This is a genomic window from Lachnobacterium bovis DSM 14045, assembly GCF_900107245.1.
Taxonomy (GTDB): Bacteria; Bacillota; Clostridia; order Lachnospirales; family Lachnospiraceae; genus Roseburia; species Roseburia bovis.
The window spans coordinates 99,269-124,237 of the sequence record NZ_FNPG01000006.1 but is presented as its reverse complement, the minus strand read 5'-3'; the positions used below and the strand labels follow the sequence as shown (position 1 = coordinate 124,237).

The 24,969-nt window shown below is 31.7% G+C and carries 22 protein-coding genes and 1 riboswitch; of the genes, 2 read left to right on the top strand and 20 right to left on the bottom strand.

What is annotated here, in order from left to right; all coding sequences use genetic code 11:
* Positions 1–50 precede the first annotated feature (50 nt).
* From BLV79_RS02670 to BLV79_RS02635, 9 genes are all read right to left on the bottom strand, one after another.
* Positions 51–2,495, bottom strand: coding sequence for a homocysteine S-methyltransferase family protein (locus BLV79_RS02670; RefSeq protein ID WP_074715951.1), 2,445 nt, complete (start codon positions 2,493–2,495; stop codon positions 51–53).
* Positions 2,488–3,159, bottom strand: a complete 672-nt coding sequence (locus tag BLV79_RS02665; RefSeq protein ID WP_074715949.1) for a vitamin B12 dependent-methionine synthase activation domain-containing protein — start codon at positions 3,157–3,159, stop codon at positions 2,488–2,490. The genes BLV79_RS02670 and BLV79_RS02665 overlap by 8 nt, the downstream gene beginning before the upstream one ends.
* Positions 3,160–3,410: 251 nt before the next feature.
* A complete protein-coding gene (locus BLV79_RS02660) occupies positions 3,411–4,979 on the bottom strand; it encodes a methyl-accepting chemotaxis protein (protein ID WP_074715947.1) in 1,569 nt (522 codons plus the stop codon).
* A gap of 149 nt (positions 4,980–5,128) precedes the next feature.
* A complete protein-coding gene (locus BLV79_RS12705) occupies positions 5,129–5,284 on the bottom strand; it encodes a hypothetical protein (protein ID WP_159429318.1) in 156 nt (51 codons plus the stop codon).
* 1 nt (position 5,285) lies between these two features.
* Positions 5,286–5,957, bottom strand: coding sequence for an ABC transporter ATP-binding protein (locus tag BLV79_RS02655; RefSeq protein WP_022749581.1), 672 nt, complete (start codon positions 5,955–5,957; stop codon positions 5,286–5,288).
* Positions 5,954–7,174 carry an ABC transporter permease gene (locus tag BLV79_RS02650; protein WP_074715945.1) on the bottom strand — a complete coding sequence of 407 codons (1,221 nt, stop codon included), beginning with the start codon at positions 7,172–7,174 and terminating at the stop codon, positions 5,954–5,956. The genes BLV79_RS02655 and BLV79_RS02650 overlap by 4 nt, the downstream gene beginning before the upstream one ends.
* Positions 7,161–7,607: a hypothetical protein gene (locus BLV79_RS02645; RefSeq protein WP_074715944.1), complete on the bottom strand. Its 447-nt coding sequence runs from the start codon at positions 7,605–7,607 to the stop codon at positions 7,161–7,163. The genes BLV79_RS02650 and BLV79_RS02645 overlap by 14 nt, the downstream gene beginning before the upstream one ends.
* A 462-nt stretch (positions 7,608–8,069) precedes the next feature.
* Positions 8,070–9,455, bottom strand: coding sequence for an NAD(P)/FAD-dependent oxidoreductase (locus tag BLV79_RS02640; RefSeq protein WP_074715942.1), 1,386 nt, complete (start codon positions 9,453–9,455; stop codon positions 8,070–8,072).
* 9 nt (positions 9,456–9,464) lie between these two features.
* Positions 9,465–9,560, bottom strand: a riboswitch (purine riboswitch).
* Between the two features lie 122 nt (positions 9,561–9,682).
* A complete protein-coding gene (locus BLV79_RS02635; protein ID WP_242871414.1) occupies positions 9,683–10,267 on the bottom strand; it encodes a biotin transporter BioY in 585 nt (194 codons plus the stop codon).
* 265 nt (positions 10,268–10,532) lie between these two features.
* On the opposite strand from BLV79_RS02635, the gene bioB reads away from it, so the two are divergent.
* Positions 10,533–11,492, top strand: a complete 960-nt coding sequence (gene bioB / locus BLV79_RS02630) for a biotin synthase BioB (protein ID WP_200795866.1) — start codon at positions 10,533–10,535, stop codon at positions 11,490–11,492.
* A 65-nt stretch (positions 11,493–11,557) separates the two neighbouring features.
* Here the strand turns inward: bioB and BLV79_RS02625 are convergent, their stop codons facing one another.
* From BLV79_RS02625 to BLV79_RS02575, 11 genes are all read right to left on the bottom strand, one after another.
* Positions 11,558–12,244 (bottom strand): winged helix-turn-helix domain-containing protein, encoded by a 687-nt coding sequence (locus BLV79_RS02625; RefSeq protein WP_074715938.1) that lies wholly within the window; start codon positions 12,242–12,244, stop codon positions 11,558–11,560.
* A 94-nt stretch (positions 12,245–12,338) separates the two neighbouring features.
* Positions 12,339–14,882, bottom strand: a complete 2,544-nt coding sequence (locus BLV79_RS02620; protein WP_074715936.1) for an ABC transporter permease — start codon at positions 14,880–14,882, stop codon at positions 12,339–12,341.
* Positions 14,875–15,564 (bottom strand): ABC transporter ATP-binding protein, encoded by a 690-nt coding sequence (locus tag BLV79_RS02615; protein ID WP_074715935.1) that lies wholly within the window; start codon positions 15,562–15,564, stop codon positions 14,875–14,877. Before BLV79_RS02615 ends, BLV79_RS02620 begins: the two co-directional genes overlap by 8 nt.
* Positions 15,565–15,764: 200 nt before the next feature.
* The gene (atpC, locus tag BLV79_RS02610; protein WP_022749114.1) at positions 15,765–16,181 is read right to left on the bottom strand and encodes an ATP synthase F1 subunit epsilon; all 417 of its coding nucleotides are present in this window, start codon (positions 16,179–16,181) and stop codon (positions 15,765–15,767) included.
* Positions 16,182–16,184: 3 nt separating this feature from the next.
* Positions 16,185–17,588: a F0F1 ATP synthase subunit beta gene (atpD, locus tag BLV79_RS02605; RefSeq protein WP_074715934.1), complete on the bottom strand. Its 1,404-nt coding sequence runs from the start codon at positions 17,586–17,588 to the stop codon at positions 16,185–16,187.
* Between the two features lie 37 nt (positions 17,589–17,625).
* On the bottom strand, positions 17,626–18,525 hold the full coding sequence (gene atpG / locus BLV79_RS02600) for an ATP synthase F1 subunit gamma (protein WP_074715932.1): 900 nt from the start codon (positions 18,523–18,525) through the stop codon (positions 17,626–17,628).
* Positions 18,526–18,539: 14 nt separating this feature from the next.
* Positions 18,540–20,075 (bottom strand): F0F1 ATP synthase subunit alpha, encoded by a 1,536-nt coding sequence (atpA, locus tag BLV79_RS02595; protein ID WP_408606270.1) that lies wholly within the window; start codon positions 20,073–20,075, stop codon positions 18,540–18,542.
* Positions 20,076–20,078: 3 nt separating this feature from the next.
* Positions 20,079–20,591 (bottom strand): ATP synthase F1 subunit delta, encoded by a 513-nt coding sequence (gene atpH / locus BLV79_RS02590; RefSeq protein ID WP_074715927.1) that lies wholly within the window; start codon positions 20,589–20,591, stop codon positions 20,079–20,081.
* On the bottom strand, positions 20,572–21,021 hold the full coding sequence (atpF, locus tag BLV79_RS02585; RefSeq protein ID WP_074715926.1) for a F0F1 ATP synthase subunit B: 450 nt from the start codon (positions 21,019–21,021) through the stop codon (positions 20,572–20,574). Before atpF ends, atpH begins: the two co-directional genes overlap by 20 nt.
* 41 nt (positions 21,022–21,062) lie before the next feature.
* A complete protein-coding gene (gene atpE / locus BLV79_RS02580) occupies positions 21,063–21,287 on the bottom strand; it encodes an ATP synthase F0 subunit C (protein ID WP_143470203.1) in 225 nt (74 codons plus the stop codon).
* A 26-nt stretch (positions 21,288–21,313) separates the two neighbouring features.
* The gene (locus BLV79_RS02575) at positions 21,314–22,009 is read right to left on the bottom strand and encodes a F0F1 ATP synthase subunit A (protein WP_074715920.1); all 696 of its coding nucleotides are present in this window, start codon (positions 22,007–22,009) and stop codon (positions 21,314–21,316) included.
* 799 nt (positions 22,010–22,808) lie between these two features.
* On the opposite strand from BLV79_RS02575, the gene BLV79_RS02570 reads away from it, so the two are divergent.
* Complete coding sequence (locus BLV79_RS02570) at positions 22,809–24,908, top strand: methyl-accepting chemotaxis protein (RefSeq protein WP_074715918.1); 2,100 nt, start codon at positions 22,809–22,811, stop codon at positions 24,906–24,908.
* Positions 24,909–24,969 lie beyond the last annotated feature (61 nt).

The window sequence follows — 24,969 nt, the reverse complement described above, 5'->3', positions numbered from 1 at the left end:
TAGAAAAATTTTATTTTGTTTTATTTTTCATAATCTTTTAAGTGATATTTTTAACCCAACACCTTCTTAGCTATATCTACTGAATCTCTTGCATCTCTCGCATAAAAATCAGCGCCTATTTCCATCGCATAATCCGGAGTCAACACAGCACCTCCTACCCAGATTTTACACTCTGGTGCCACCTTTTTTACTTCTACAATAGTTTCCTTCATAGCTGGTAATGTTGTTGTCATTAAGGCTGAAAGTCCAACTAGTGTAACATTTTCACTTAATACTGTATCAACAACCTTTTCTACCGGCACATCTCTTCCAAGGTCAATTATTTTGTATCCATAATTTTCCAAAATAACTTTAACAATATTCTTTCCAATATCATGAATGTCGCCTTTTACCGTTGCAACTATTATTTTTCCCTTGGATACACTCTCGCCTCCGCGATTTGCAATTCTTTCTTTAATCATATCAAACGCTGCACAAGCGGCATTTGCTGAATTAATAAGCTGAGGCAAAAATATCTTTTGCTTTTCATAAAGCTGACCAACTTCATCAAGTGCCGGAATTAGAAATTCATTAATAACTTCTATCTCCGTTTTGCTCCCTGATTCAATTAACTCCTTTGCCAATTTTTTTGTCTCTTCCCCAAGACCTTTTAGAACTGCAGTTGATATTTCATTTGTTTCTCCACTAACATCTGATTTATTTGATTTATCTTTTTCTGCCGAACTAACAGTTGTTGTCTCTATACGTCCTGTAAAACGTTCTATATAATTATCACAGTTAACATCTTCTCCAGATAGAACCTTAAAAGAAGACACTGCATCCATCAAGCTTAAAACATTTGGATTAATGATTGGAAAATCGAGTCCACAGTGCATTGCCTGAATCAAAAAATTTTCTGTTATATGCTTTCTTGCTGGTAATCCAAATGAAATATTACTAACTCCAAGCGTACAATGTAATCCCAGTTTTTCTTTTACCATTCGTACAGCTTTAAGTGTTTCAACAGCCTGTTCCTGCTGAGCCGAAACTGTAAGTGTAAGACAATCTATCAAAATATCATCTTTAGGAATTCCATATTCTCTTGCTCTATCATAAATATATTTTGCTTTTTCAAAACGCCCTTCTGCCGTATCTGGTATTCCATTCTCATCTAATGCGAGTCCTATAACTGCTGCCCCATATTTTTTTACCAAAGGCAATACTGCATCAAGTTTTTCATCGTCAGCGCTAACTGAATTAATTATAGGTTTACCCGCATAAACCCTTAATGCTTCCTCAATAACCTTTGGATTTGATGAATCAATTTGAAGTGGAACTGAAACAACTCCCTGCAATTCCTTAATTGCATCTTTCATCAGTTTAATTTCTTCACCACCAGGAATTCCTACATTTACATCCAAAATATCAGCACCTGCTTCCTCTTCTTCAAGTGCCACTTTACAAACGTATTCATAATCGCATTCTTCTAAAGCCTGTTTAAACCTTTTTTTACCAGTAGGATTTAAACGTTCTCCAATTACTCTTACTCCTCCAAACGTAACAACGTTTGTTGTTGAGCAAACACCGTTTTTAATTGCTCCGATTTTATTTTCTTCAACTGCGCCTAATACTTCTTGATTATCTTTGTTTTCTTTTAAAGATTTATTTACGTTATCCACAAGATTTTTAATGTATGAAGGGTTTGTTCCACAACATCCTCCCATAATATCCACACCAAGTGGAATATACTCTAACATCTCCTTTGCAAAATCGACATCTTTCAAATCATATAATCCAGTCGACGGATCAGGCAGACCTGCATTCGGTTTAATAATAATAGGCAAATTAGTCCATTCTTTTAAAATTTTAGCAAATTTCAAAATCTCTTTAGGTCCTAACGAACAGTTAACTCCAAGTGCATCAACACCCAAGCCCGACATAGTAAGCGCCATTGACTCAACAGTAGTCCCCGTAAAAGTTCTACCATTTTTTTCAAAGGTCATAGTCACCCACACTGGTAATTTTGTGTTTTCTTTTGCAGCTAAAACTGCTGCCTTTGCATCAAGTAAATCTGTAAATGTTTCGATAACAACCAAATCTGCTCCTGCTTTTTCTCCTTCTATCATTACTTCCTTATAAACGTCATAGGCCTCTTCAAAACTTAACGTTCCTAACGGTTCTAGTAATTCTCCAATTGGTCCAACATCAAGTGCAACTCTTTTTTTTATTTTTACATCATTTTGACTTTCAAATTTATCAATTGCTTTTTTGGCTGTCTTTATTGCAGAATCAATTGCACATTTTGTATCAATTTTACAGCCTTTTAACTTATGCGAATTTGCTCCAAATGTATTAGCATAAATCACGTCGCTTCCTGCCTTTAGATACTTTTCATGTACTTCACATACAACCTCTGGATTATAATAACCGTATTCTTCAGGATGCTCACCAGGCTTTAAACCAGCCTCCTGAAGCATTGTTCCCATTCCACCGTCTAAAAAAATAATACTATTCACTACAACTTACTCCATTTCTTCTAAATCTACAATTTTCTTTCAAATTGCAATCATTACAACTTCTTTTATTCTTTTTTACTGAACTTTTAGATATCCCCATAATTGCAGTTACTGACTTTCTTGGAATCAAGATTCCACTATCACTAACTGTAAGTCCTATTGTTTTTGCAGTATTTAATGTATCGCAAAACTGATTTTGAATTTCAATTGGTAAATCACCATAACCTGGTGAAAAACGAGTCGTTAAAAATAAACCTTCTCTCGCTACCTCTTTCCTCAAATTGGATTCAACCGTATCACAAACGACCTCTATTAAGACACTTGCACAAGCATCCATAATAACAGCATTAGACATATTCCTGATTTGTTCTCTTCTGATTAACCTTTCAACATTTATACCTATTGTTGCAGCCATCAAAACAACTTTGTGACAACCTTTAAGATGATTTTTTATTCCATCTCCCTTTAAAAAAATGAGCTCCTTGGGAAAACTGTTTTCTTCCATCTCAAAAACTTTATAAATATATTTAGCTTCTGAAGCTTCATTAACCCTTGTAATAGAATCAAGCACTTGCTGTTTAATTCCTTCATCAAGTGCTTGATTATTGTATGCTAAGTATCTTAAAATTTCTTTAATATCACTACTTATCAATTTCACATCCATTATCACGCACTGCTCCTACTTTTATACTTTAATTCTATAAATTAAAACATAAATAGTCAAATTATTTTTTTCATTATCTAGTCATAAATAAAATTTATGATAATGATTTATTACTATAAATGTGATACTTAGTATTTATTTTATATTTTCTTATATTTTATCGATTTTTTCCCTACCTATCTTATTTTGCACCTATATTCTTGTTCAAACACATTTTAGCTCAATATAATTTGCAATAATTTACATAAATCCTACTCTGTAACAAACTTATTAACACTTTCCTTAAGTGAATCAGAAGACAAAGAAAGTTCATTACTAGAAGCCGCACACTCTTGTGAAACAGCCGAATTATCAGTTACAACTCCAAGTATTTCTGCAGACAGCTCATCAATCTCCTTCATCATAACTAATTGTGAATAACTTTGTTCTTTAAGTTTGTCAATAATACTGTCTACTGCATCCGTGTTTTCAATAATTCCATTTAAAGACTCTGCTGCAACATTTACAACCTTTGTTCCATTTTCAATACTCTCTAAAGTATTAGAAATCAAAGCACTAATGTTTTGCGTAGATTTAGCTGATTGCTCTGCAAGCTGTCTAACTTCCTCTGCTACAACTGCAAAGCCTTTACCAGCTTCTCCAGCTCTTGCAGCTTCTATTGATGCATTAAGTGAAAGTAAACTAGTCTGATTTGTGATTCCTTCTAGTGCTACCAAAATAGATTTAATCTCTTCTGACGCTTTAGAAATCTCATTAATAGCATTTACAACATTATTCATTTGCTCTTTACTTTCCTCAACGCTGTCCTTCGTGTTTCCACTTGATTTTAAAGCATCCTCTACATAACTTTCAACTTTTTCATTTTCTCGCATAGTAACACCAATCTTATCCTGCAACGTTTGTATGCTGTCTGTTTGATTTACTGCACCTTCAGCTAAACTCTGAGACACTTTAGAAACTTCTTCTGCACTAAGAGCTACACTGTTTGCCAGTTCTCCCATCTTTGAAATTTCTGTACTCAACGATTTTCTAATATGATTAATATTTTCTTGTATAGAAACATAGTCGCCAACGTATTGCATACCGGTATCTGTCACCAAATCTCCCGAAGCCATAACGTTCAAATTATCGTCAATGTCAGCCACATAATCAACAAGTCCTAATCTCATATTATTTAACAGTTTATATAATATTCCAATCTCATCATCCCTTGTATAAACAAGTTCCTCGCTCAAATGTCCTTCAGAAAGCTTGTTTAGATTACCCTCTAGTGACATAATCGGATCAACAACTCTAAATTTAAAAATTCTGTTTATGCTCTTAAGTACAGCAAATGTTGTAATAACAAAGGCAACTAACATGATATATAAAATTACAGCTATAACATCTACTAAATTTTGAGCATCATTAACCATCGTGTTAGTCATTGTAAAAAATTTTTCACTTTCCTCTAGAAGTTCACTAGCATCCTTTTTATCAGAATTTTTATAATTTTCAATGGCCTCTGACAGTTTCGAATTCCAGTATTTTTCAACTTCATCTCTGCTCGAAGGAAATTTACCAAAATGCATTTTTCCATCTAAATCTTCAATATTAGCAGACACTTTAGAAACCATCTCTGTCTCATCTGCACCAGCCAACACCTGTTTTACGGCTCTTTGGCTTCCTCCTCGTACAACTCCAGCCTCATTAACAACGCCAGTATATCTTGTAAAAACATATAAGCTTACTATAATTATTACTGATACAACCGTCACTAAAATCAGTATTCTTTTTAACAGCTGTTTAATTAAATATGCAATACTCGCTTTTTTATTCATTTACATTCCCCCCAGAATTATTCTACACATGATTAGTTAATTAACTTCCCTAATGTATATTTTTCTTTCTAAATTTATCGTAAAAAAAAACACCAAATGTTAGCTATAACTTTTCTAACATTTGGTGGTCTTATGAACTGTATATGCTTTTATTTTGGTAGTCCCATATATATTGCTGCTCCTAATGATACAATACCTAAAACTATAAGTACTATACGTATAACCTTATTTGTTTTTTTAGTTGCTCCTGTCGCAATTAAAGCAATTCCCACAAAAAATGCTAATAGCATTACATAAAATCCCATTCTACTTACTCCTTTCAAGACGTATTACTCTGTCATGTTGATTGGCAACTTCCAAATCATGCGTAACAGTAATTATCGTTGTATTATACTTTTCATTCATTTTAAAAAGTAAATTCATTATTTTTTCTTTATTCTCAACATCTAACGATGATGTAGGCTCATCTGATAGTATAATGTTTGGCTTCATTATGATGCTTCTCGCAAAAACTGCTCTCGATCTTTGTCCACCAGAACATTGATTGGGTTTTTTCTTTAAAATAGATTCTATACCAATTGTATGTATCATTTCGTTATATTCCTTCTGATCAAAACTTTGATCTTTTGAATCAATATACATTAGTGGTAATTTAATATTTTCCTCAATAGATAATGAATCTATAAGAGCTGACTCTTGGAGTGCAAAACCTATTTTTTTATTTCTCAATTTTGCCTTCTCCTTCTCATTCAGTTTTAAAGTATCTTCACCAAATAATCTATATGTCCCATCAAAATCACTATCAATCAATCCCAATATATTAAGCAAAGAAGTTTTTCCTACTCCTGACTCTCCTACAATAGACAGCTTCTCACCCTCTTTTACCTCTAGATTGAATTTATTCAATATTGACAAGCTTTCTTCTTTTTTTTTACTATACACCTTTTCGTTAATGTTAATTTCTATAATATTTTTCATTGTAACACTCCTAATGAAATTGGAATCTTTTTTATTTTATACATCATGCTTTCTACAAGTATTGTTCCAACTATAACATCTACTACGATAACAATTAAAAGAGCCATCCAATCCTTGTCCGCAAGTCCTAAAACTCCATATATACATCCATATGAATTTTTTTCATGCCATGCTCTCTTTCGGTCAAAAAATATAATCAAAAAAACAATCATAGTATCTGCAGAAAACATCAATGTATAGAAGCTATATAATATTTTTCTCAACTTTGAATAACTTAGTCCCGTCAATAAGCTTATTGTAAAATCTTTTTTCATAAGTCGTACACTTACGATTACGTTCCAGATAGATATACTCATTGTAATCAATAGTATAATTCCTACAATTATACCTATAAATCTAATTGCACTATATAAATAATCATCAAAAAATGCTTTGTTTTGCTCTCTACTCATAAACTCTATGTTAATATTAAGTTTATCTTTAATGACCTTGCTTACTTTATTAGCACTTTCCTTGTTAGTGTTTAAAATAATTAAATTATATAGTCCATTTTCAAGTAAATCCAAATTGGCATTTTTAATTACACTTCTATTTACCGGAAATATAATTGAAAAATTTTGATACTCCTGTGAACAAAACAAACGATTATTAGTATAACAAAAATCCTTCTTCAACACACCTGAAACTTTAAGGACAATTTTTTTATCAAATGATCCTGTCTTGATTTTTATTTTCGATCCAATAGGATAATCTTTAGCTAACTCATTACCTACTAGTACTGGTATTTCAGCATTTTTTGAAAATTTAAAATCAAAATTCAATTTCTTGCCCTTAGAAAGTTCAATATTGCTCAATTTATAATATTCTTCATTAATATAAGTAATTGGGATCTCAGTAATTTCATTATTTATTGGAATATGTATCATTTCTCCCTCGTGATACATTGAATATTGACAATTTTTTTCTAGATATTTGTATACTTCTTGTACTTTCTCCTCACTAATATCTTGTTCATCATCAGACACATTTTCCATTCCAACATAACTATTTTCTGGATTCATACTCTGCATCTGTTTACTCCCCTGATAAGAGGAAATTAAAGTTCTAGATGAAGAAAACACCGTATAATTTACAAAAAGCATCAAAAATATCACACTAATACAAAGTACTATTTTTCTTAAAAAAATTTTATTTACAAAAAATTTAAATGCTCTCATAGTTTTTCATCCCACTTGTACTAACTAATATATACATCAAAAAACAAAAGAACAGATATGAATTTTTAAAGACATCTATATCCAAATATATACTTATTACGTTAAATAATAGATAATTAAGTAACAAAATAGTAACGTTTTCTAATATATATCTTTTTTTAATGTCCTGTAAAGTATCACCAACCAATATTCTACAATAGATTTCCTTCTTTTTGCGAAATACAAATTGATAGTGATAAACGACCACTACAATAGAAAACAATAATACTATTGGTATCTTATATCTTGCAAACCCTGATAAAAAATATTCAACTATTTCTATATTTATTTTAATGTTCTTTATATTTTCAAGCATAAACTCTAACATAAAACAAACAATATATAAAATACACAACTCAATAACATCTTTTTTTCTAAATAATGACTGTTTCATAACTGCCCCTTTATCTCATCTATTTAGTAATTTATCTTATTTTTTTCTATTCCATTTAAAATGAGTAACATATTTATCCCCCAAATACACCTAATGCTACTGTTGTAGCTACTGTTGAAATTAGTTTTTTTCTTGTTTCTTGTTTCATTTATATTTCCTCCTCTATAATTTGAATGTTTTAGGTGTTTATCAAACACCTACGGCCTATCTCTACTACTGCCTCTGCTTTTAGCATAGCACTTTAAAAAATTTTTTCAAGGCTTTTTTGTCAAAAAAAACACATTTTTCATATGATAATATTATGTATTTACAATACAATATTTTTAATTCTAAGCACCTTCTCTTGTAAATCTTATATATTGTAAGTACAAAAAGTACTCTTGTCCCAAAAACAAGTCTTATCAATAAAAATAACCCTCCTTACTGAATTTTACGTTATCCAATAAAGAGGGTATATAAATTTTAATTATTTTCCACTATTCTATCAGCCACATAGACTCCACTAGCTGATGCGTGTGAAAGCGAATGTGTCACTCCACTACCATCACCAATAATATATAATCCCTTATATTTTGTCTCTAGATTTTCATCTATGTCAACTTCCATATTATAAAATTTAACTTCTACACCATATAACAATGTGTCATCATTAGCTGTTCCTGGTGCAATTTTATCAAGAGCATTAATCATTTCAATAATACCATCTAAAATTCGCTTTGGTAAAACAAGACTTAAATCTCCTGGTGTTGCAGCTAATGTTGGACGAACTGTGCCTTCTTCAATACGTTTTTTATTACTTCTTCGTCCTCTAATCAAATCACCAAAACGTTGAACAATTACGCCTCCACCTAGCATATTAGAAAGTCTGGCAATACTTTCTCCATATCCATTACTATCTTTAAATGGTGCTGTAAAATGCTTCGCAACAAGTAAAGCAAAGTTAGTATTTTGTGTTCTCATTTTAGGATCTTCAAAACTATGACCATTTACTGTAATTATTCCATTCGTATTTTCATTTACAACACTTCCATATGGATTCATGCAAAATGTTCTAACTTTATCTTCAAACTTCTCTGTTCTATATACAATTTTGCTTTCATATAACTCATCTGTTAAATGCGAAAAAACTACAGCTGGTAACTCAACTCTAACTCCGATGTCAACACGATTAGATTTAGTTGGAATATCAAGCTCTTCACAAACATGTTGCATCCATTTACTTCCACTTCTACCAACTGATACTATACACTGTTTACAATCACAATATTCCATTTGTCCAGCTTTTTCATATACAATTCTGTATAATCCATTCTCTAGGACTTTAATTGTTTTAATTGGGGTAAAGAAATAAAAATCAACTTTATCCTTTAACTCATTATACATATTTCCTAAAACAACATAATTTTTATCAGTTCCAAGATGACGAACCGAGGCATCTAATAAATTCAACTTATTCTGAATACAAAGTTTCTTTAAATTTGTCCCAGCTGTCGAATACATTTTAGTACCTTCGCCACCATGCTCAACATTTATCTGATCAACGTATTTCATTAATGAAATAGCTTTATCTTTACCTATATGCTCATACAATGTTCCACCGAAATCGTTCGTAATGTTATATTTGCCATCCGAAAAAGCACCTGCTCCGCCAAATCCACTCATTATTGAACATGTTTTGCATTTTATACAACTTTTAACCTTATCGCCATCTATAGGACAATGTCTCTGTTCTAACGATGCACCTTCCTCAAAAACTGCAACGCTTAAGTTTGAATTTTTTTTCATTAATTCATAGGCAGAAAATATTCCTCCAGGTCCCGCTCCTATAATAATAACATCATAATTCATAAAAAATTACCTCCTTTTTTTATGAGTTATAGTGAACTATTTACGGTAGTTGTAGAGACGTCTGACCAATTACAGACTTATATAACCCACCTCAATATAGCACATTCTTTCTTATATATTCAACGAAAATAACGCATTATAATTAATTTGCATGATTACAATAAGCATATCTAATATGTTATAATACCAGTTAGGAGGTATTAACCATGTTTTTTATATATTGTCACTTAATCTTCTATTACATTAGCAGCGATAAGTCTACGTCTAACAGATCTTCCCACTATAATTCCCACTATAACCTTTACAATATCAAAAGGAATAAATGGGAAAACGCATTGTGTAAGTGCTACCTTAAGATTACATTTCATTAAAATCATAAACCAAATTGTTCCACACCCATAAGCTAGAAGAATTCCTAAAAACATTCCAATGCCCTGGATTACAACATTTTTATAAAATCTGTGAATAAAAAATCCACTTAATAATGCCATAAAAATAAAGGATACCAAATATCCTCCTGTTGGACCAAATACTACACTAGGTCCTCCTGAGCCCCCTCCAAAAACAGGTGCCCCAACTAAACCTAGCAACAAATAAATACTATAAGCAATTGTTCCTCTAACAGTTCCAATAATGTATACCGCAAGAAAAACAGCCAATGGTAAAAGAGAAATAGGCACCCGACCAATAGGTACTGAAAAAGGTCCTAAAACACATATAACCGCTGTCATCATTGCAATGGTTGTCATATTTTTTACACTAAAAAAAACAGAACTATTAGATTTTTCCCTTGAGATTTTCATATTGTCCATAATTTTTGCTCCTCCTAAATTATATCAATTTTTAATAATTTACAACCACATTATAATTACAACGCTTTTGATTGTCAACCTGTTTTATTTTTAGGTTGACAATTCATTTTTTTAGTTTTATACTTGCTTTGTTAGAAAATCGTTTCAAAAAAATTATCCCATGTTTTGGATATTTTACTTGTAAAAAAAATTGTCATTAAGACGATAATTATATTTTTTTATTAAATATTTAATATTACATTTTCCGGGAGGTTTAGTTATGAAAGTGAATTTATTAGAATTGGCAAATGAAATAATAGATGGAAAATTATTACAAAAAGATGATAACTTAGATTTTTTGGTCACATGTGACCTCTCTGAGCTAAAAGAAGCAGCAAACCGTATCCGCAAAGCTTTCTGTGGTGACACTGTAGATTTGTGTACTATAATTAATGGAAAAAGTGGCAATTGTGGCGAAAACTGCAAGTATTGTGCCCAGTCATCCTACAATCATACCTCTTGCAAAAATTATAATTTTTTAAATGGCGATTTAATTTTAAGAGAAGCCCGCAATAATGCTAGTGAAGGGGTAAATCGATTTGCGATTGTAACTTCTGGCAAAAGTTTAAGTGGAAAAGAGTTTGAACAAGCCCTGGACATTTATTCAAAAATAAATAAGGAGACAACTCTTTCATTGTGTGCGTCTTTGGGATTTTTAACTAAGAATCAGTTTAAAAAACTTTATGATGTTGGTGTTCGCAATTATCACGATAACATAGAAACTTCAAGAAGGTATTTTCCTCATATTTGTACTACTCATTCGTTTGACGAAAAATTAGCTACAATAAAATTAGCGCAATCTGTAGGTTTTAATGTTTGTTCTGGTGGAATTATAGGTATGGGAGAAACATGGCAAGATAGAATTGACATGGCTTTAACTTTACAAAATTTAAAAATAAAATCAATTCCTATAAATGTTTTAATGGCTATTCCAGGAACTCCTTTAGAAAACCAAGCTCCACTTTCACCTGAGGAAATACTTAGAACTATCGCTATCTTTAGATTAATTAACCCTTCTGCCGATATCCGTTTAGCTGGTGGTCGTAAACTTCTTCCTAATAATGGAAAAGAAGCTTTTTCCTGTGGAATCAGCTCAACTATCACTGGAAATATGCTCACTACAAGTGGATCAACTATAAAAAGTGATAGAAACATGCTTAAACAACTTGGCCGTATTGTAATATAAAGCTTTCTATTGTACTGTCATTAAGTACATATTTTTTAATATTCGTTGTTATTTACTTTTTTAGATTATACCACTTTTTGATTTTCATAAAATTTATATCCGATTCCCTTTACATTTACGAAATACGTCTTCCCTTCCCCTAATTTTTTTCTAAGTCTGCATATTTCTACATTAAGGGTATTAGTTTTTTCTATATCACAATCCCATATTCTATCGATTATATATTCCCTCGGTACTATTTTGTTAGGATTTTCCATAAAGATTTGTAAAATCACCATTTGATTTTTTGTTAACTCTAAATTTTTTCCACCCTTGTTAACTGTATTGTTATCTAAATCATATACAATATCCTTTACCACCAGTACACGATTTTTATGATACTCTAATAATTTTTCTAATCTCATCTCTACTATATCTGGTATATCTAATCTCGATGTATACTCTGCTTTTTCATACTTTAAAACTTTCTTTTCTAGATTTGCGCTATATTTATTAGAAACTATAAAAAATAAATTTTCTTTATTAATCTCCTTAACATAAGAAAAAAGTTCTAATAAATCGCCTTCATCTCCTATGTCGCCCTCCCTATTTTTATAGTCTATGCAAGCCCCTATAAAGTCATATTGTAATAAATTTTCATTTTCTAAAGCCATTTCTATATTTTCTTCAAAAGATAAAGAATCATTTTCTTTAAAAACTTTTTTTACTATCTGCTTAAACATAATATTTTTCCCTATAATTAGTGCCTTCATGTCTTTGCCTTCCTGTCTATAATAACATTTCAAGGACAAACTGAACTGCAATGTCCAATTTGTCCTCTAGTAACCAATCCTTACATTTCCATTATTATAACATATTTGTAACAACATGTTCTGAAAGTACTTTTTTAATTGATACTATAGCTGTAAAAATGCTTACAACTAAGTTTATAATTGCAATGAAAACTATTGCCTTTAAATCGTATTTTACAACTGGATGATAAAGAAAACATACACTTTTAAGGTGTTGACACATTAAATTAGTAACAATATATATTCCTAAAATCATGCATAAGTTTGTATAAATACCATATATTGCCCCTTCTTTGGCCATTACTCTCAATATTTTTTTCTCGTTTGTTCCAATTGCTCGGATTATTCCAATTTCTTTTTTTCTTGATGAAAACATATGTCGCATACTATTAAGCATATTAAAAATGCTAATTAAAATAACGGAAATTGCCAAAACATCTATTAAATTTTCTTGGCGACGTAAACTTGCGTTTTGTTCTTCTAACTGTGTTCTGTTATCTTGGAAATTCATTCTTGGAACATCCTTAACAACTTCTTGTACATCATTTGCTAACTTTGCACTATCTACGTCTTCTGTTTTATCAGCACAAGCTATATCATATTTTGAAATTCCATATAACTTTTCCATTTCTTTATTTGACATAATCAAATCTAAGCCATTACCAGCTGTCCAATAATCGCTAGATACTAATCCCATACGAACTGTTGCTAATACAGTTAACTTTTTAGTTTCATATCTTGCTTCATCGCCTTTGAATGTTAAAATATCTAGCTCATTTTGATTTTGTAATTTTGGTGTTTTAACTTCTAATGTGTCTCCAGCTTTAATATTTAAAATGGTATTAGTTGCTCCTGTTGCGCCATCAACTGGAATAATCACTATTACATATTTTCCCGTATCAAGTTTTGCTTTATCTATTTTTCCTGTTTCAAGATACATCTTCTCTTTTTCAAGCATATCTTCATCATAACCATTTATGTCACCTTTTAATAAATAGTTATTATTTAAATCTTTATTTAATATTCCGTTGAAATAGCCCTTTAATCGCTTATCTTTATTTGCATCTTTATATGATGCATCTGATACCATTTGCTTCTTATGAAGTTTAGTTTCTCCCATAAATTGCTTAAACGCATATATGTTTTTAATTCCATCAACCTTTTTAAGTCTATCTAAATCGCTATTTTTTAGTCCTGAATCAAAAACGTTATTTTCTGATTTAAAAGCATAGTCATAAGCTAACCCTTCATCTCCACCTGCAACTCTCATTTTATTTTCTTCTTTTATAGTAGAAAAATAATAATTAGATCCGCAAAGTATAACTCCGCAAAGAGCTAAAGAAATAATAGTGCATGCAAAAGATACCGGTCTCATTTTACGATATCTTGAAAAAATAGAAGGAATCAAATCTCTTTTTTTACTAGATAGAATAATTCTTTTTTTCTTTAAATGTTTACTTATTTCTCCGAATGAGTTAAGCAAAGTTTTCCTATTTATTTTGTAGGTTATAATATATGACATCACTACAATTAAAATAAGGTATATCGCAAACCCAATGCTTATAGCATTTTTGCTTAATATGAAAATATTAGACTGTGATACTATATAATCATTTGGTCGTAATTTAAACAATATTTTTGAGCCATAAAATCCTACTACTGCACCTATCGTATAACCTGCTACTAAAAGAGTTAATAACTCATTAAATATGATTCTAAACAATTTATATTTAGTCGCGCCTAATGTTACTAGTATTCCATATTGTCTCATTCTTTGTGTCAAAATAATATTTAATACACTATATGTAATAAAGCATCCAAACACTGCAAATAATATCGCAATAACCTTTTCATTTGATGCAATCTGCTCTACAATTTGTGCAAAAGTGCTTTCATCTTCAGATGCAGCATAATAACCTAAAGCTTCTGTCGTATCTCTGTTAACTAAATAATTTTTTGAAGAAACTTTAAACTCATCTTTTAATGTTTTACTTTCTTTTAAAATATCTGATTGATAATCAAAATTTACATTTACCTCATACTTAGGACTAATCGGTTCCTCAACATCTACAAATGTATAACCTACATTTGTATTTGATGTTTTCATGTATGAATCCGAAACTATACCAACTATTTTATATTTTTTACCTTGAAATTTCATAGATGAATTTATTGCTTTTGTCAAAGACATATTAGAAATGCTCCACTCTTCAATTAGCATTTCACCTTTTTTATTTGGATATCTTCCCTTAAGTAATTTAATATTATTTTGCTTAAAAAAATTTCTATCGCATAAATATAAATCAAAATATTTTGGCTTATCTATAGAACACATCCTACTCAAAATACTCCAAGAGTCTACATCTGCTTTGGAATTCTCTATCTTTTTTTCAATGTTTTTATAATTTTCATTTTCAATTCGGTATTTATATTGATAATTTCCTGTTTGTTTGGCATAATATTGGCTTTTATTAATCTGCATACTTTTTAAAGTTGATGTGACACCCACCAACAAAATTGTTGATACAACAATACATAACAATAAAGCAAAAGTATTATTTATATTTTTCTTTATATACTGCCACGAAATTTTATACATTTGCTGTCACCTCTTCTAGTTTTCCATCACTAATACGAATCTGTCTATCACATTTTGCAGCCATATCATTTTCATGAGTAACCATAATGATTGTCTGATTATATTTTTTTGAACATTCACCTAATAGCTTCATTACTTCTAATGTATTTTTTTGATCAAGATTTCCTGTAGGCTCATCTGCCAAAATAATGTCTGGTTCAACAAATAGAGCTCTTGCTATTGCAACCCTTTGTTGCTGACCTCCCGATAATTCGTTTGGATAATTTTTTCTCTTATTCCAAATCTGTAAAGATTCCATTAATGATTTTGCTTTTTCATGGTCTATTTTACATTTACCGTTTATCGTTGCACCTAAAACTACATTGTCATATACATTTAACACTGGAATTAAGCTATAATTCTGAAAAACAAATCCAATATGTTTACTTCTAAATCTAGTTAATTTATCATTTTTCAATGCTGTCATATCTTTATCTGCAATTTTTATTTTTCCTGATGTTGGGACATCTAAACCTCCCAACAAATTTAAAAGAGTACTTTTTCCAGAACCTGATGTTCCTACTACTGCTACAAATTCTCCTTTTTTAATATCAAAAGATATATTTGATAAGGCCTCCACCTTATTTTCATGGCTTCCATATTCTTTGCATAAGTCTTTTACTTCAATAATTGTTTTCTCCATCATATGCTCCTTTTTAACAATAAGCTTTTTGCATACATTATACTCCCTTATCATTACTTAAACATTACTTTTTGTTTCCTTTTTGTTTTTAATTTAACTTTCATTTTTCAAAACAAAATCATAATAAAAAAAGTGCAATAAATCAGTTTATAAACTAATCTATTGCACTTATTACTATATAATATCTTTATATATTCATTTTAAGAATTACGTCTTCCACTTGTAAATTTTAGTCTTGCCATAGCTCTTTGAAGTGAAGCTCTTGAATGATAATATTCTTGAATACTCTGCTTTTGTCTAAGCTGTTCTTCTGCTCTTTCTTTCGCTTCCTCCGCTCTGGCTCTATCAATATCTTCTGGTCTTTCAGCTGTTTCTACAAGTAAAATAACACGGTTATTCGCAATTTGGACAAATCCTTTTCCAACTAAAGCAACTCTCCATTCCGAAGATCCTTCTTCCTGAAACTTAACTTCCCCACCTTTTACAGCAATAACCATATCTTCGTGATAAGCTAATATTTCTTTTTGTCCATCAAACTGAGGAACTATTAAAGATCTAACTCTACCATTAAAAAAATCTCCAGTGGCCGCAATAATTTTCAAATAATATGAACTCATACATTAAGCCCCACTTTCTTTCATTGCCTCTGCTTTCGCTTTTACATCTTCTATAGTACCAACGTTAAAGAATGCAGCTTCTGGATATTCATCCATTTCGCCCTCTAAAATTGCTTTAAATCCTTTAACTGTTTCCTCTAATGGTACATATACACCTGGTACACCAGTAAAGTTTTCTGCAACATGGAATGGTTGTGATAAAAATCTCTGTATTTTTCTTGCACGATAAACTACTAATTTATCTTCATCACCTAATTCTTCCATTCCTAAAATTGCTATAATATCTTGTAATTCTTTATATTTTTGTAATGTTTCCTGCACTCGTCTTGCAACTTCATAGTGTTCTTCTCCAACAACATCAGCTTCAAGAATACGTGAACTTGACTCTAATGGATCTACTGCTGGATAAATACCTTGTTCAACAATTTTTCTTGATAAAACTGTTGTTGCATCTAAATGAGCAAATGTTGTTGCAGGAGCTGGATCTGTTAAATCATCCGCTGGTACATATACTGCCTGTACTGATGTAATTGAACCACTCTTTGTTGATGCAATCCTTTCTTGTAACTCACCCATTTCTGTGGCAAGTGTTGGCTGATAACCTACGGCTGATGGCATACGTCCTAACAATGCAGATACTTCTGATCCTGCTTGTGTAAAACGGAAAATATTATCAATAAATAATAACACATCCTGGTTTCTTTCATCTCTAAAGTATTCTGCCATTGTAAGTCCTGTTTCAGCAACTCTCATACGAGCTCCTGGTGGCTCATTCATCTGTCCAAATACTAATGCAGTTTTTTCAAGAACGCCAGATTCTCCCATTTCAGTCCAAAGATCATTTCCTTCTCTTGATCTCTCTCCTACTCCAGTAAAAATAGAATATCCGCCGTGCTCTGTTGCTACGTTACGAATTAATTCTTGAATCAATACTGTTTTACCAACACCGGCACCACCAAACAAACCAATCTTACCACCCTTTGCATATGGTGCTAATAAATCTATTACTTTGATACCCGTTTCAAGGATTTCAACAGCTGGCTTTTGATCTTCAAATGATGGTGGTTCTCTATGGATTACCCATTTTTCTCCATCATCTAATTTTTTACCTTTATCTAATGTCTCACCTAAAACATTAAATAATCTACCTAATGTCTGCTCGCCTACAGGAACCTTAATTCCATCACCTGTAGCTACAACTTCCATATCTCTATGTAAGCCTTCTGATGCTGCAAGCATAATACATCGAACGGTGTTATTTCCAATATGCTGAGCTACTTCCATAACAAGACGTTTTCCTTCAACTGTTACTTCAAGAGCATCCTTAATATTTGGTAACTCTATTCCTTCTTCAAATTCAACGTCTACTACAGGACCTAAAACTTGCACTATTCTTCCTGTATTCACTTGGAAAACACCTCCCTTTCTTCTATAATTTCAAATGTTATTTTTTCTTTTTTTTCTTTTTCTGAGACTTAGCACCTGCTATTACTTCTGTAATCTCTTGAGTAATCGCCGCCTGTCTTGCTCTATTATATAAAATATCTAAATTATGAAGCATATCCTTTGCACTCTTCGTAGCTGCTTCCATTGCCATCATTCTAGCATTTTGTTCACTAGAGAACGATTCGATGAGTGCACCATAAATGAATCCCACAACATAATCTGGTACAATCTGCTCCATTACTTTTTCTGGAGATGGATCAAACTTTAATTCTTCCATCTGAACATCTACCGGAATATCTGAAGCATTAAATTCATGTTTCTTTAAAGGTAATAACTGAGTTATTACTGCCTCTTCCTGCATTGCATTCTCCATCTTAGTAAATACAATGTGTACCTCATCTAACTCACCTTTTAAATATAACTCAAGAACAGTTTCTGAAATATTACGTGCTCTGTTTAATGATGGATTTTGAACTGTATATTGAAACTGTCTATCTATATCAATATTTCTGTGTTCAAAATAATGGCGTCCTAATTCTCCTAAAACAAAAAGCTCATAATTTGGACAATGTTTTAAATGTTCTTCAGCCAACTTTAAAACATTATGATTGTATGCACCAGCAAGTCCCTTATCTGCTGTTATTACAATATATCCAACTTTTACATCTTCTCGTTTTTTTCCTTCATTAGACTTAAAATATATACTTTCCATGTCAGGAATATGTCTTAATATACGAGCCATAGCCGATTGCAAAGTGTAAAAATAATTTTCAGTTTTTTCCAAACTTTTTCTTGCTTTTTTTAATTTAGATGATGAGATCATATACATCGCATTAGTTATTTTTAATGTATCCTGTATACTACTCATTCTGTCTTTTATTTCCTTTGTATTTGCCATTTAAGCACCTACTTTTATTCTTGACTACTTAATAAGTTCCTACTTACTTTGTATTCCTCTGCTGCTTTAAGTAAAGAACTAATAAGTTCATCATCTATTTTTTTGTTTGTTTCAATCTGTTGTCCAATTTCTGGATGTGTAGCATCCATGAAAGATAACACATCTAATTGTGTACTCTTTACTTTTTTTACATCAACTATATCGAAAAATCCTTCATTAGCAAGTGTAAGTGTTATTACTTGTTCATGTAATGACAATGGATGATTCAAAGGTTGTTTTAACAACTGCATCAAAGCACTTCCGTGTGCCAACTGATTCTTTGTCTGCTCATCAAGATCTGAAGCAAACTGTGTAAACACTTCCATTTCTCTGTACTGTGCTAAATCAATACGAATACTTCCTGATGCTTTTTTCATCGCTTTTGTCTGCGCAGCTCCACCTACACGGGATACAGACAAACCAACGTTTACAGCTGGTCTCATACCTTCAAAAAATAAGTTAGACTCTAAGAAAATCTGTCCATCAGTAATTGAAATAACGTTTGTTGGAATGTACGCTGATACATCTCCAGCCTGTGTTTCAATAATTGGAAGTGCTGTAATAGAACCTCCACCTAATTCATCTGACAAACGACTTGAACGCTCTAACAATCTTGAATGTAAATAGAATACATCACCTGGATAAGCTTCACGGCCTGGTGAACGTTCTAATAAAAGTGAAATTGCTCTATATGCAACCGCATGTTTTGATAAATCATCATAAACTATCAAAACGTCTTTGCCTTGTGCCATAAAATATTCAGCAAGAGCTGTTCCTGAATATGGTGCGATATATTGAAGTGATGCTGGATCACTTGCAGTTGATGACAACACTATTGAATACTCCATAGCACCATTTTTCTCTAAAGTAGATACAACTTTTGCAACTGTAGAAGCCTTCTGTCCAATTGCAACATATACACAAATTACATCTTTTCCTTTTTGATTAATTATTGTATCTGTTGCAATTGAGGTTTTACCTGTCTGACGATCTCCGATAATTAACTCTCTTTGACCTCTACCAATTGGAAACATTGAATCTATTGCGAGAATACCTGTCTCAAGAGGTGTATCAACCGACTTTCTATCAATGATACCTGCTGCTTCACGCTCAATTGGATTATATCCATTAGATTCAATTGCACCTTTTCCATCAATTGGTTCACCTAATGCATTAATAATTCTTCCAACAAACGCATCACCTACTGGTATACCTGCTTTTTTCTTTGTTCTTGTTACTTTTGTTCCTTCTTTGATTCCTGTGTCCCTTCCAAATAAGATAACACCTATCTCATTACGGCGGATATCCTGAACCATACCTTTAACTCCATTATCAAAGACTACGATTTCTCCATACATTGCATGATCAATACCGTAAATAGTTGCAATACCATCGCCAACATATATTACTTCACCTGTTTCACGATCTGTTGCTTCCCATGAAAAATTTTCTATTTCTTCTTGGATAATAGAGATTATATCTGTCGCACTAATTGCGCCCACAGGACTCACCTCCTAAGTTAATTTTCTTTCAAGTTCTTTTAAATAACCTTCATAGCTTTCATCATATTCTGTATTTCCAACTTTAACAAGTCGGCCACCTAGAAGTGACTCATCTACGGCTATATCTAAAACTATTTTCTTACCAGGATATTTTTCTTCCAACGATGCTCTTGTCTTATCGACCTCTACATTCTCTGGATTCTTAGCAAAAATAGCCTTGGCTCTAACAATACCTTCAGCCATGTCACATAAATAAAAATAATATTCAAACACATCCGCCATCTCTGATAACGCATCGTTTTGACATGACTTTCTCAAAAAATTTTTGATTATTTCAGGCTGATTAGTTCTGTTTGAAACTTCATCTATGATTTTATATTTTTTTATCATAGATACTATAGGATTATTTAAAACCATGTTTAATGCAGGTGTTGCAAAATACATTTTTTTAAAACCTTCAACATCAGAACGGCTCTGACACAAACCAAACAAAACCTTTGCCTGATTAATTGCTTCTTGCGTCATTTTGTTCACCTGTTTTTATAATTTTTCTTGCTGCTATAATTGCAAGTCTGGCAACTTCTGCAGAAACCTCATCCTTAGCTTTCTTTTGCTCTGCAACAATATTTTCTTTAGCTTTTGCAATAATTTGCTGACTTTCATTTTTAGCATCTTTTATGATTAATTCTTTTTCTTTTTGTGCATTATCTTTAGCTTCCGAAACAATTTTCTCTGCTTCTGTTCTTGCACTTTCTAATTTTTTTGAGTATTCTTCCTTTTTTCTATCAGCGTCTTCATTTGCCACTCTTGCATCCTCGAATTGTTTTTTTATCAATTCGTCTCTTGCATTAATTGTGTCCATTACCTGCTGTAAAAAAAGTTTTTTAATTACAACATACATAATCAGGACGTTAATGATAGTCAAAATGATTGTACTTAATTGAATGTTTAACATCTATAACCACCTTCACTCACGAGATTTCGTTAAATCAATGATTACTTTAAGAATAAAATAATTAATACACCGATTACGAAACCGTATACAGCAGTTGCTTCTGCTAACGCACAACCTAAAATTAAGTTACTTCTGATTTTACCTGCAGCTTCTGGCTGTCTTGCAATCGCATCTACTGCTGATGATGTTGCTTTACCAATTCCGATTCCTGCTCCGATTCCTGCTAATGCTGCTACTCCTGCTCCAATTGCTATTAATGACATAATGATAATCTCCTTTACACTTTTTATTTTTATTCTTCTGTTTCTGTTTCCTCAGCTATAAATAGCGATGTCAAGAATACAAAAACATATGCCTGGATTCCTCCGTCAAATAAATCAAAATAAAGACTAAATAATCCAGGGACTACAACAGGTGCTACTATTTTTAGAAGCTCCATGATGATAAATGCGCCTAGCACATTACCAAACAATCGCATACAAAGCGATAAGGGTTTAATAAAAATTTCTAGAATGTTAAGTGGTAATAAAACCGGTACTGGCTGCATAAATCCCTTTAGCCATCCTCCAACTCCTTTTTGAATAATACCGCTTAGATGAATCAATATAATACTCATCAATGCTAGCGCCACAGTAACACTCATATCCTTTGTTGGTGGTTTAAATCCAATTACACCGATTATGTTGGCAAATCCTATATAAATCATAACGGTCATCAAATAAAAAATATATCTGACACCATTCTTACCAACACTTTCTGCAACCGTATTGTAAAGACCTTTTACAATCATCTCAATTACAAGTTGCTTTCTACTTGGATTTTCAACGCTCAGATTTCGCCCTAGGAAAAAACACAATACAAAAAGCACTGCCATTATAATCCAGGTAACTACCACTGATTCAGAAATGGAAATTCCACCAAAAATGGGAATTTCAAAAACATTTCGACACTCTAACTGTTCTAATAAATCCTTAACAAGAGCATCCATACATTGAGTCACTTCCTTTCTGAATACAACGTCATTACTTGATAGTCAATACAAACGCATACACTCTCATCGAGAATACTATCGTTTATTTTTTTTTATCAGTATATATTCAATATGCACAAAAAAAAATAAATAATTGGGCAAGTATAATAACCAATGATTGTATACCAGTATAATCTATCATATGTTTTTAATGAACAATCTGTACTTATTAACCGATTTTAACACTATTTTGCACAAAGTCAACACTTTTCACCTATTTAATAAGAAGTAACCTTTCAACTTATTATTGTACTATTTTCAATATTTTTTTATCAATACTTTTTTATTTTTGTCTATTTTTTCTATTGTTTTGCCCAAAAACTTTTACAATTCAAAAAATATCAGTATATTTTTATTTATAAATTCCATAAAAGCGGCAAAATTTTTGTTTCTTTTGTTTGTTTTTTCTAGACAAAATAATAAATATCAAAAAAAAGAGAACATTTTTTAATTTTTCACTTGCATATAATCCTCAAGGACATTATGATATATAAGGAAGCTAATTTTGAAATTAAGCCAAATGATTTATAGCAAAATAAATGTCTCACCATTCATGCCTTTGGTGGGACATTTATTTTTTTATAAAATTTTTTTCAAATATTCCGATAACTATAATGTAAATTCCAACAAATCATATGTGGAATTCGGATTCTAGAGCGGTAGTCTCACTCTTAAATAATCCCAGTACTACTTTATTTTTCAAATACATATATAAAATTTAATCTTAGAATAATTCTATGCAAGGAGGCTATTTATAATGAAAAACACTAAACCGGTGAATGCAAAAAAAGAGGTTTCTTTTTTTAAATCCATAAGTGGAAAACTTATTGTAATTCTTATTCCTTTAATCACAATAATTACTATCACTTTAATGGCATTTATTTTATCTAACGCAGAAAGCGTAATTGTTACAGCGACCAAAGACTCTCTTGATAATGAATCTCACTATCAGGCCGAAAAAATAGCTCTTAAATTAGAGCGTATAGCTACTAACTTTGATGGAGTTGTTGCATCGATTGAATCATTGGATGATTGTAATAATGCGGATATTTTAAGAATTTTAAAACCTACACGTAAGTATGATGAACTTTGCTCTTCTGGGGTATATCTAGGTTTTTCAAACAAGGATTTTTTATACTACAATGAATTTGATAAATCTGATTATTCTGTAGAAACTGATCCTTGTTATAAAGATGGTTATGTACCTGCCGAACGTGGCTGGTATTCTGGTGGAAAAGACAATGAGACCTTTAAATTTGTTGGCTCTCCTTATATTGATAATACAACAGGTGATACTGTAATTTCTATGGCACGAAAAATTAAATTGAAAGATGGCAGAACCGGTGTTGCAGCTGCTGACATATATCTAAATCCACTTGTAAAAGAAATTTCACAAATTAAACCTATGGATTCAGGTGTCATGGTTTTATTAAGTGGCGATGACATTATCTCATATAATGATTCTAAACAAAACGGAAAGAAACTATCTGAACTTACGAACGACTCGTTTGCTTCACATTTGCAAACAATTTCCAAAAAAGCCACAAATAAAATTATATATGGAGAAGATAATCCTACAACTGTAATAACTAGCGATGATGGACAAGGTTATTATGCTTCACCGGCTGTTGTTGGCTCAACCGGATGGACTGTTGTAAGTTGCGTTTCTGAAAATGTTGTTTTAAGTACATTACATAAATTCAAAAATATTGCATATATATTCCTAGTTTTAGCAGTAATTGCTCTTACTGTATTAATGTTAGCTTTAATTAGAACTATTGTTTCTAAGCCTATTAAAGCTATCACAGAAGTTATTCGCGTAATCACAGGAAATGACTTCACAGTAGATATTAATATAAATTCAAAAGATGAAATTGGAGTAATGGGACAATACTTGAAAACTTTTATGAAACAAATGAATGGTGCTTTGAAAAATGTACTTACAGTATCATCAGACCTTACTCTACAGGCAGATAGCAGTAGACAAGCATCTGAATCTCTTAGCACACAGGCAACCGAGCAATCCGCCTCTATGGATCAGATTAAGCTTGCAATGGATGGAATGACTGATGCCGTCACAGAATTAGCCAATAATGCAACAGATTTGGCTGGAGAAGTTAACGGACTTGTTGAAAAAGGTAATAACGCTAACGATACTATGAATTCTCTCGTTACTAAAGCCAAAAATGGACAAAAAGACATGAACAATGTTAAAAACGGAATGGAAGGCATTGCTGCTTCTATGAGCGAAATGAATGAAGTCGTATCAGCTGTCGGTGAGTCTACCCAAAAAATTAATTCTATTATTGAAATGATTAACTCTATAGCTGAACAAACAAACCTACTTTCTCTAAATGCTTCTATTGAAGCTGCCAGAGCCGGTGAAGCCGGAAAAGGTTTCGCTGTTGTAGCAAGTGAAATTGGAACACTTGCTTCCGATTCAGCTGATTCAACCACACAGATAGCTGCAATTATCAAGGACATCACTAACCAGATTGAGCAATTATCTAATAAAGCAAAAACAAATGTTGAAGAGATTGCAAACAGCACCGAAGCAGTTCATATTGCTGGGGATACATTTGCTCAGATATTTGATGGTGTAGAAGAAACCAATACCACAATAAAAGAAATGATTGAAATGATGAACACAGTTGATAGTATAGCTTCTTCTGTTGCTGCTATTTCAGAAGAACAATCTGCTAGTAGCCAGGAAGTTTCCGCAACAGTTGACAAACTTGCTGAAAGCGCACAACAAGTTGCTGCAGAAAGTGAAGAAGTTGCCGCAAGCGCTAATACTGTAACTGAATCTTCTAGTAAGATTAATAGTGCTTTAAACATTTTTAAAACAATTGAATAACTTTCAATAATTACTATTCTCCTTTAATTATTGTTTTGTTATATTTATTTTATACTCTATT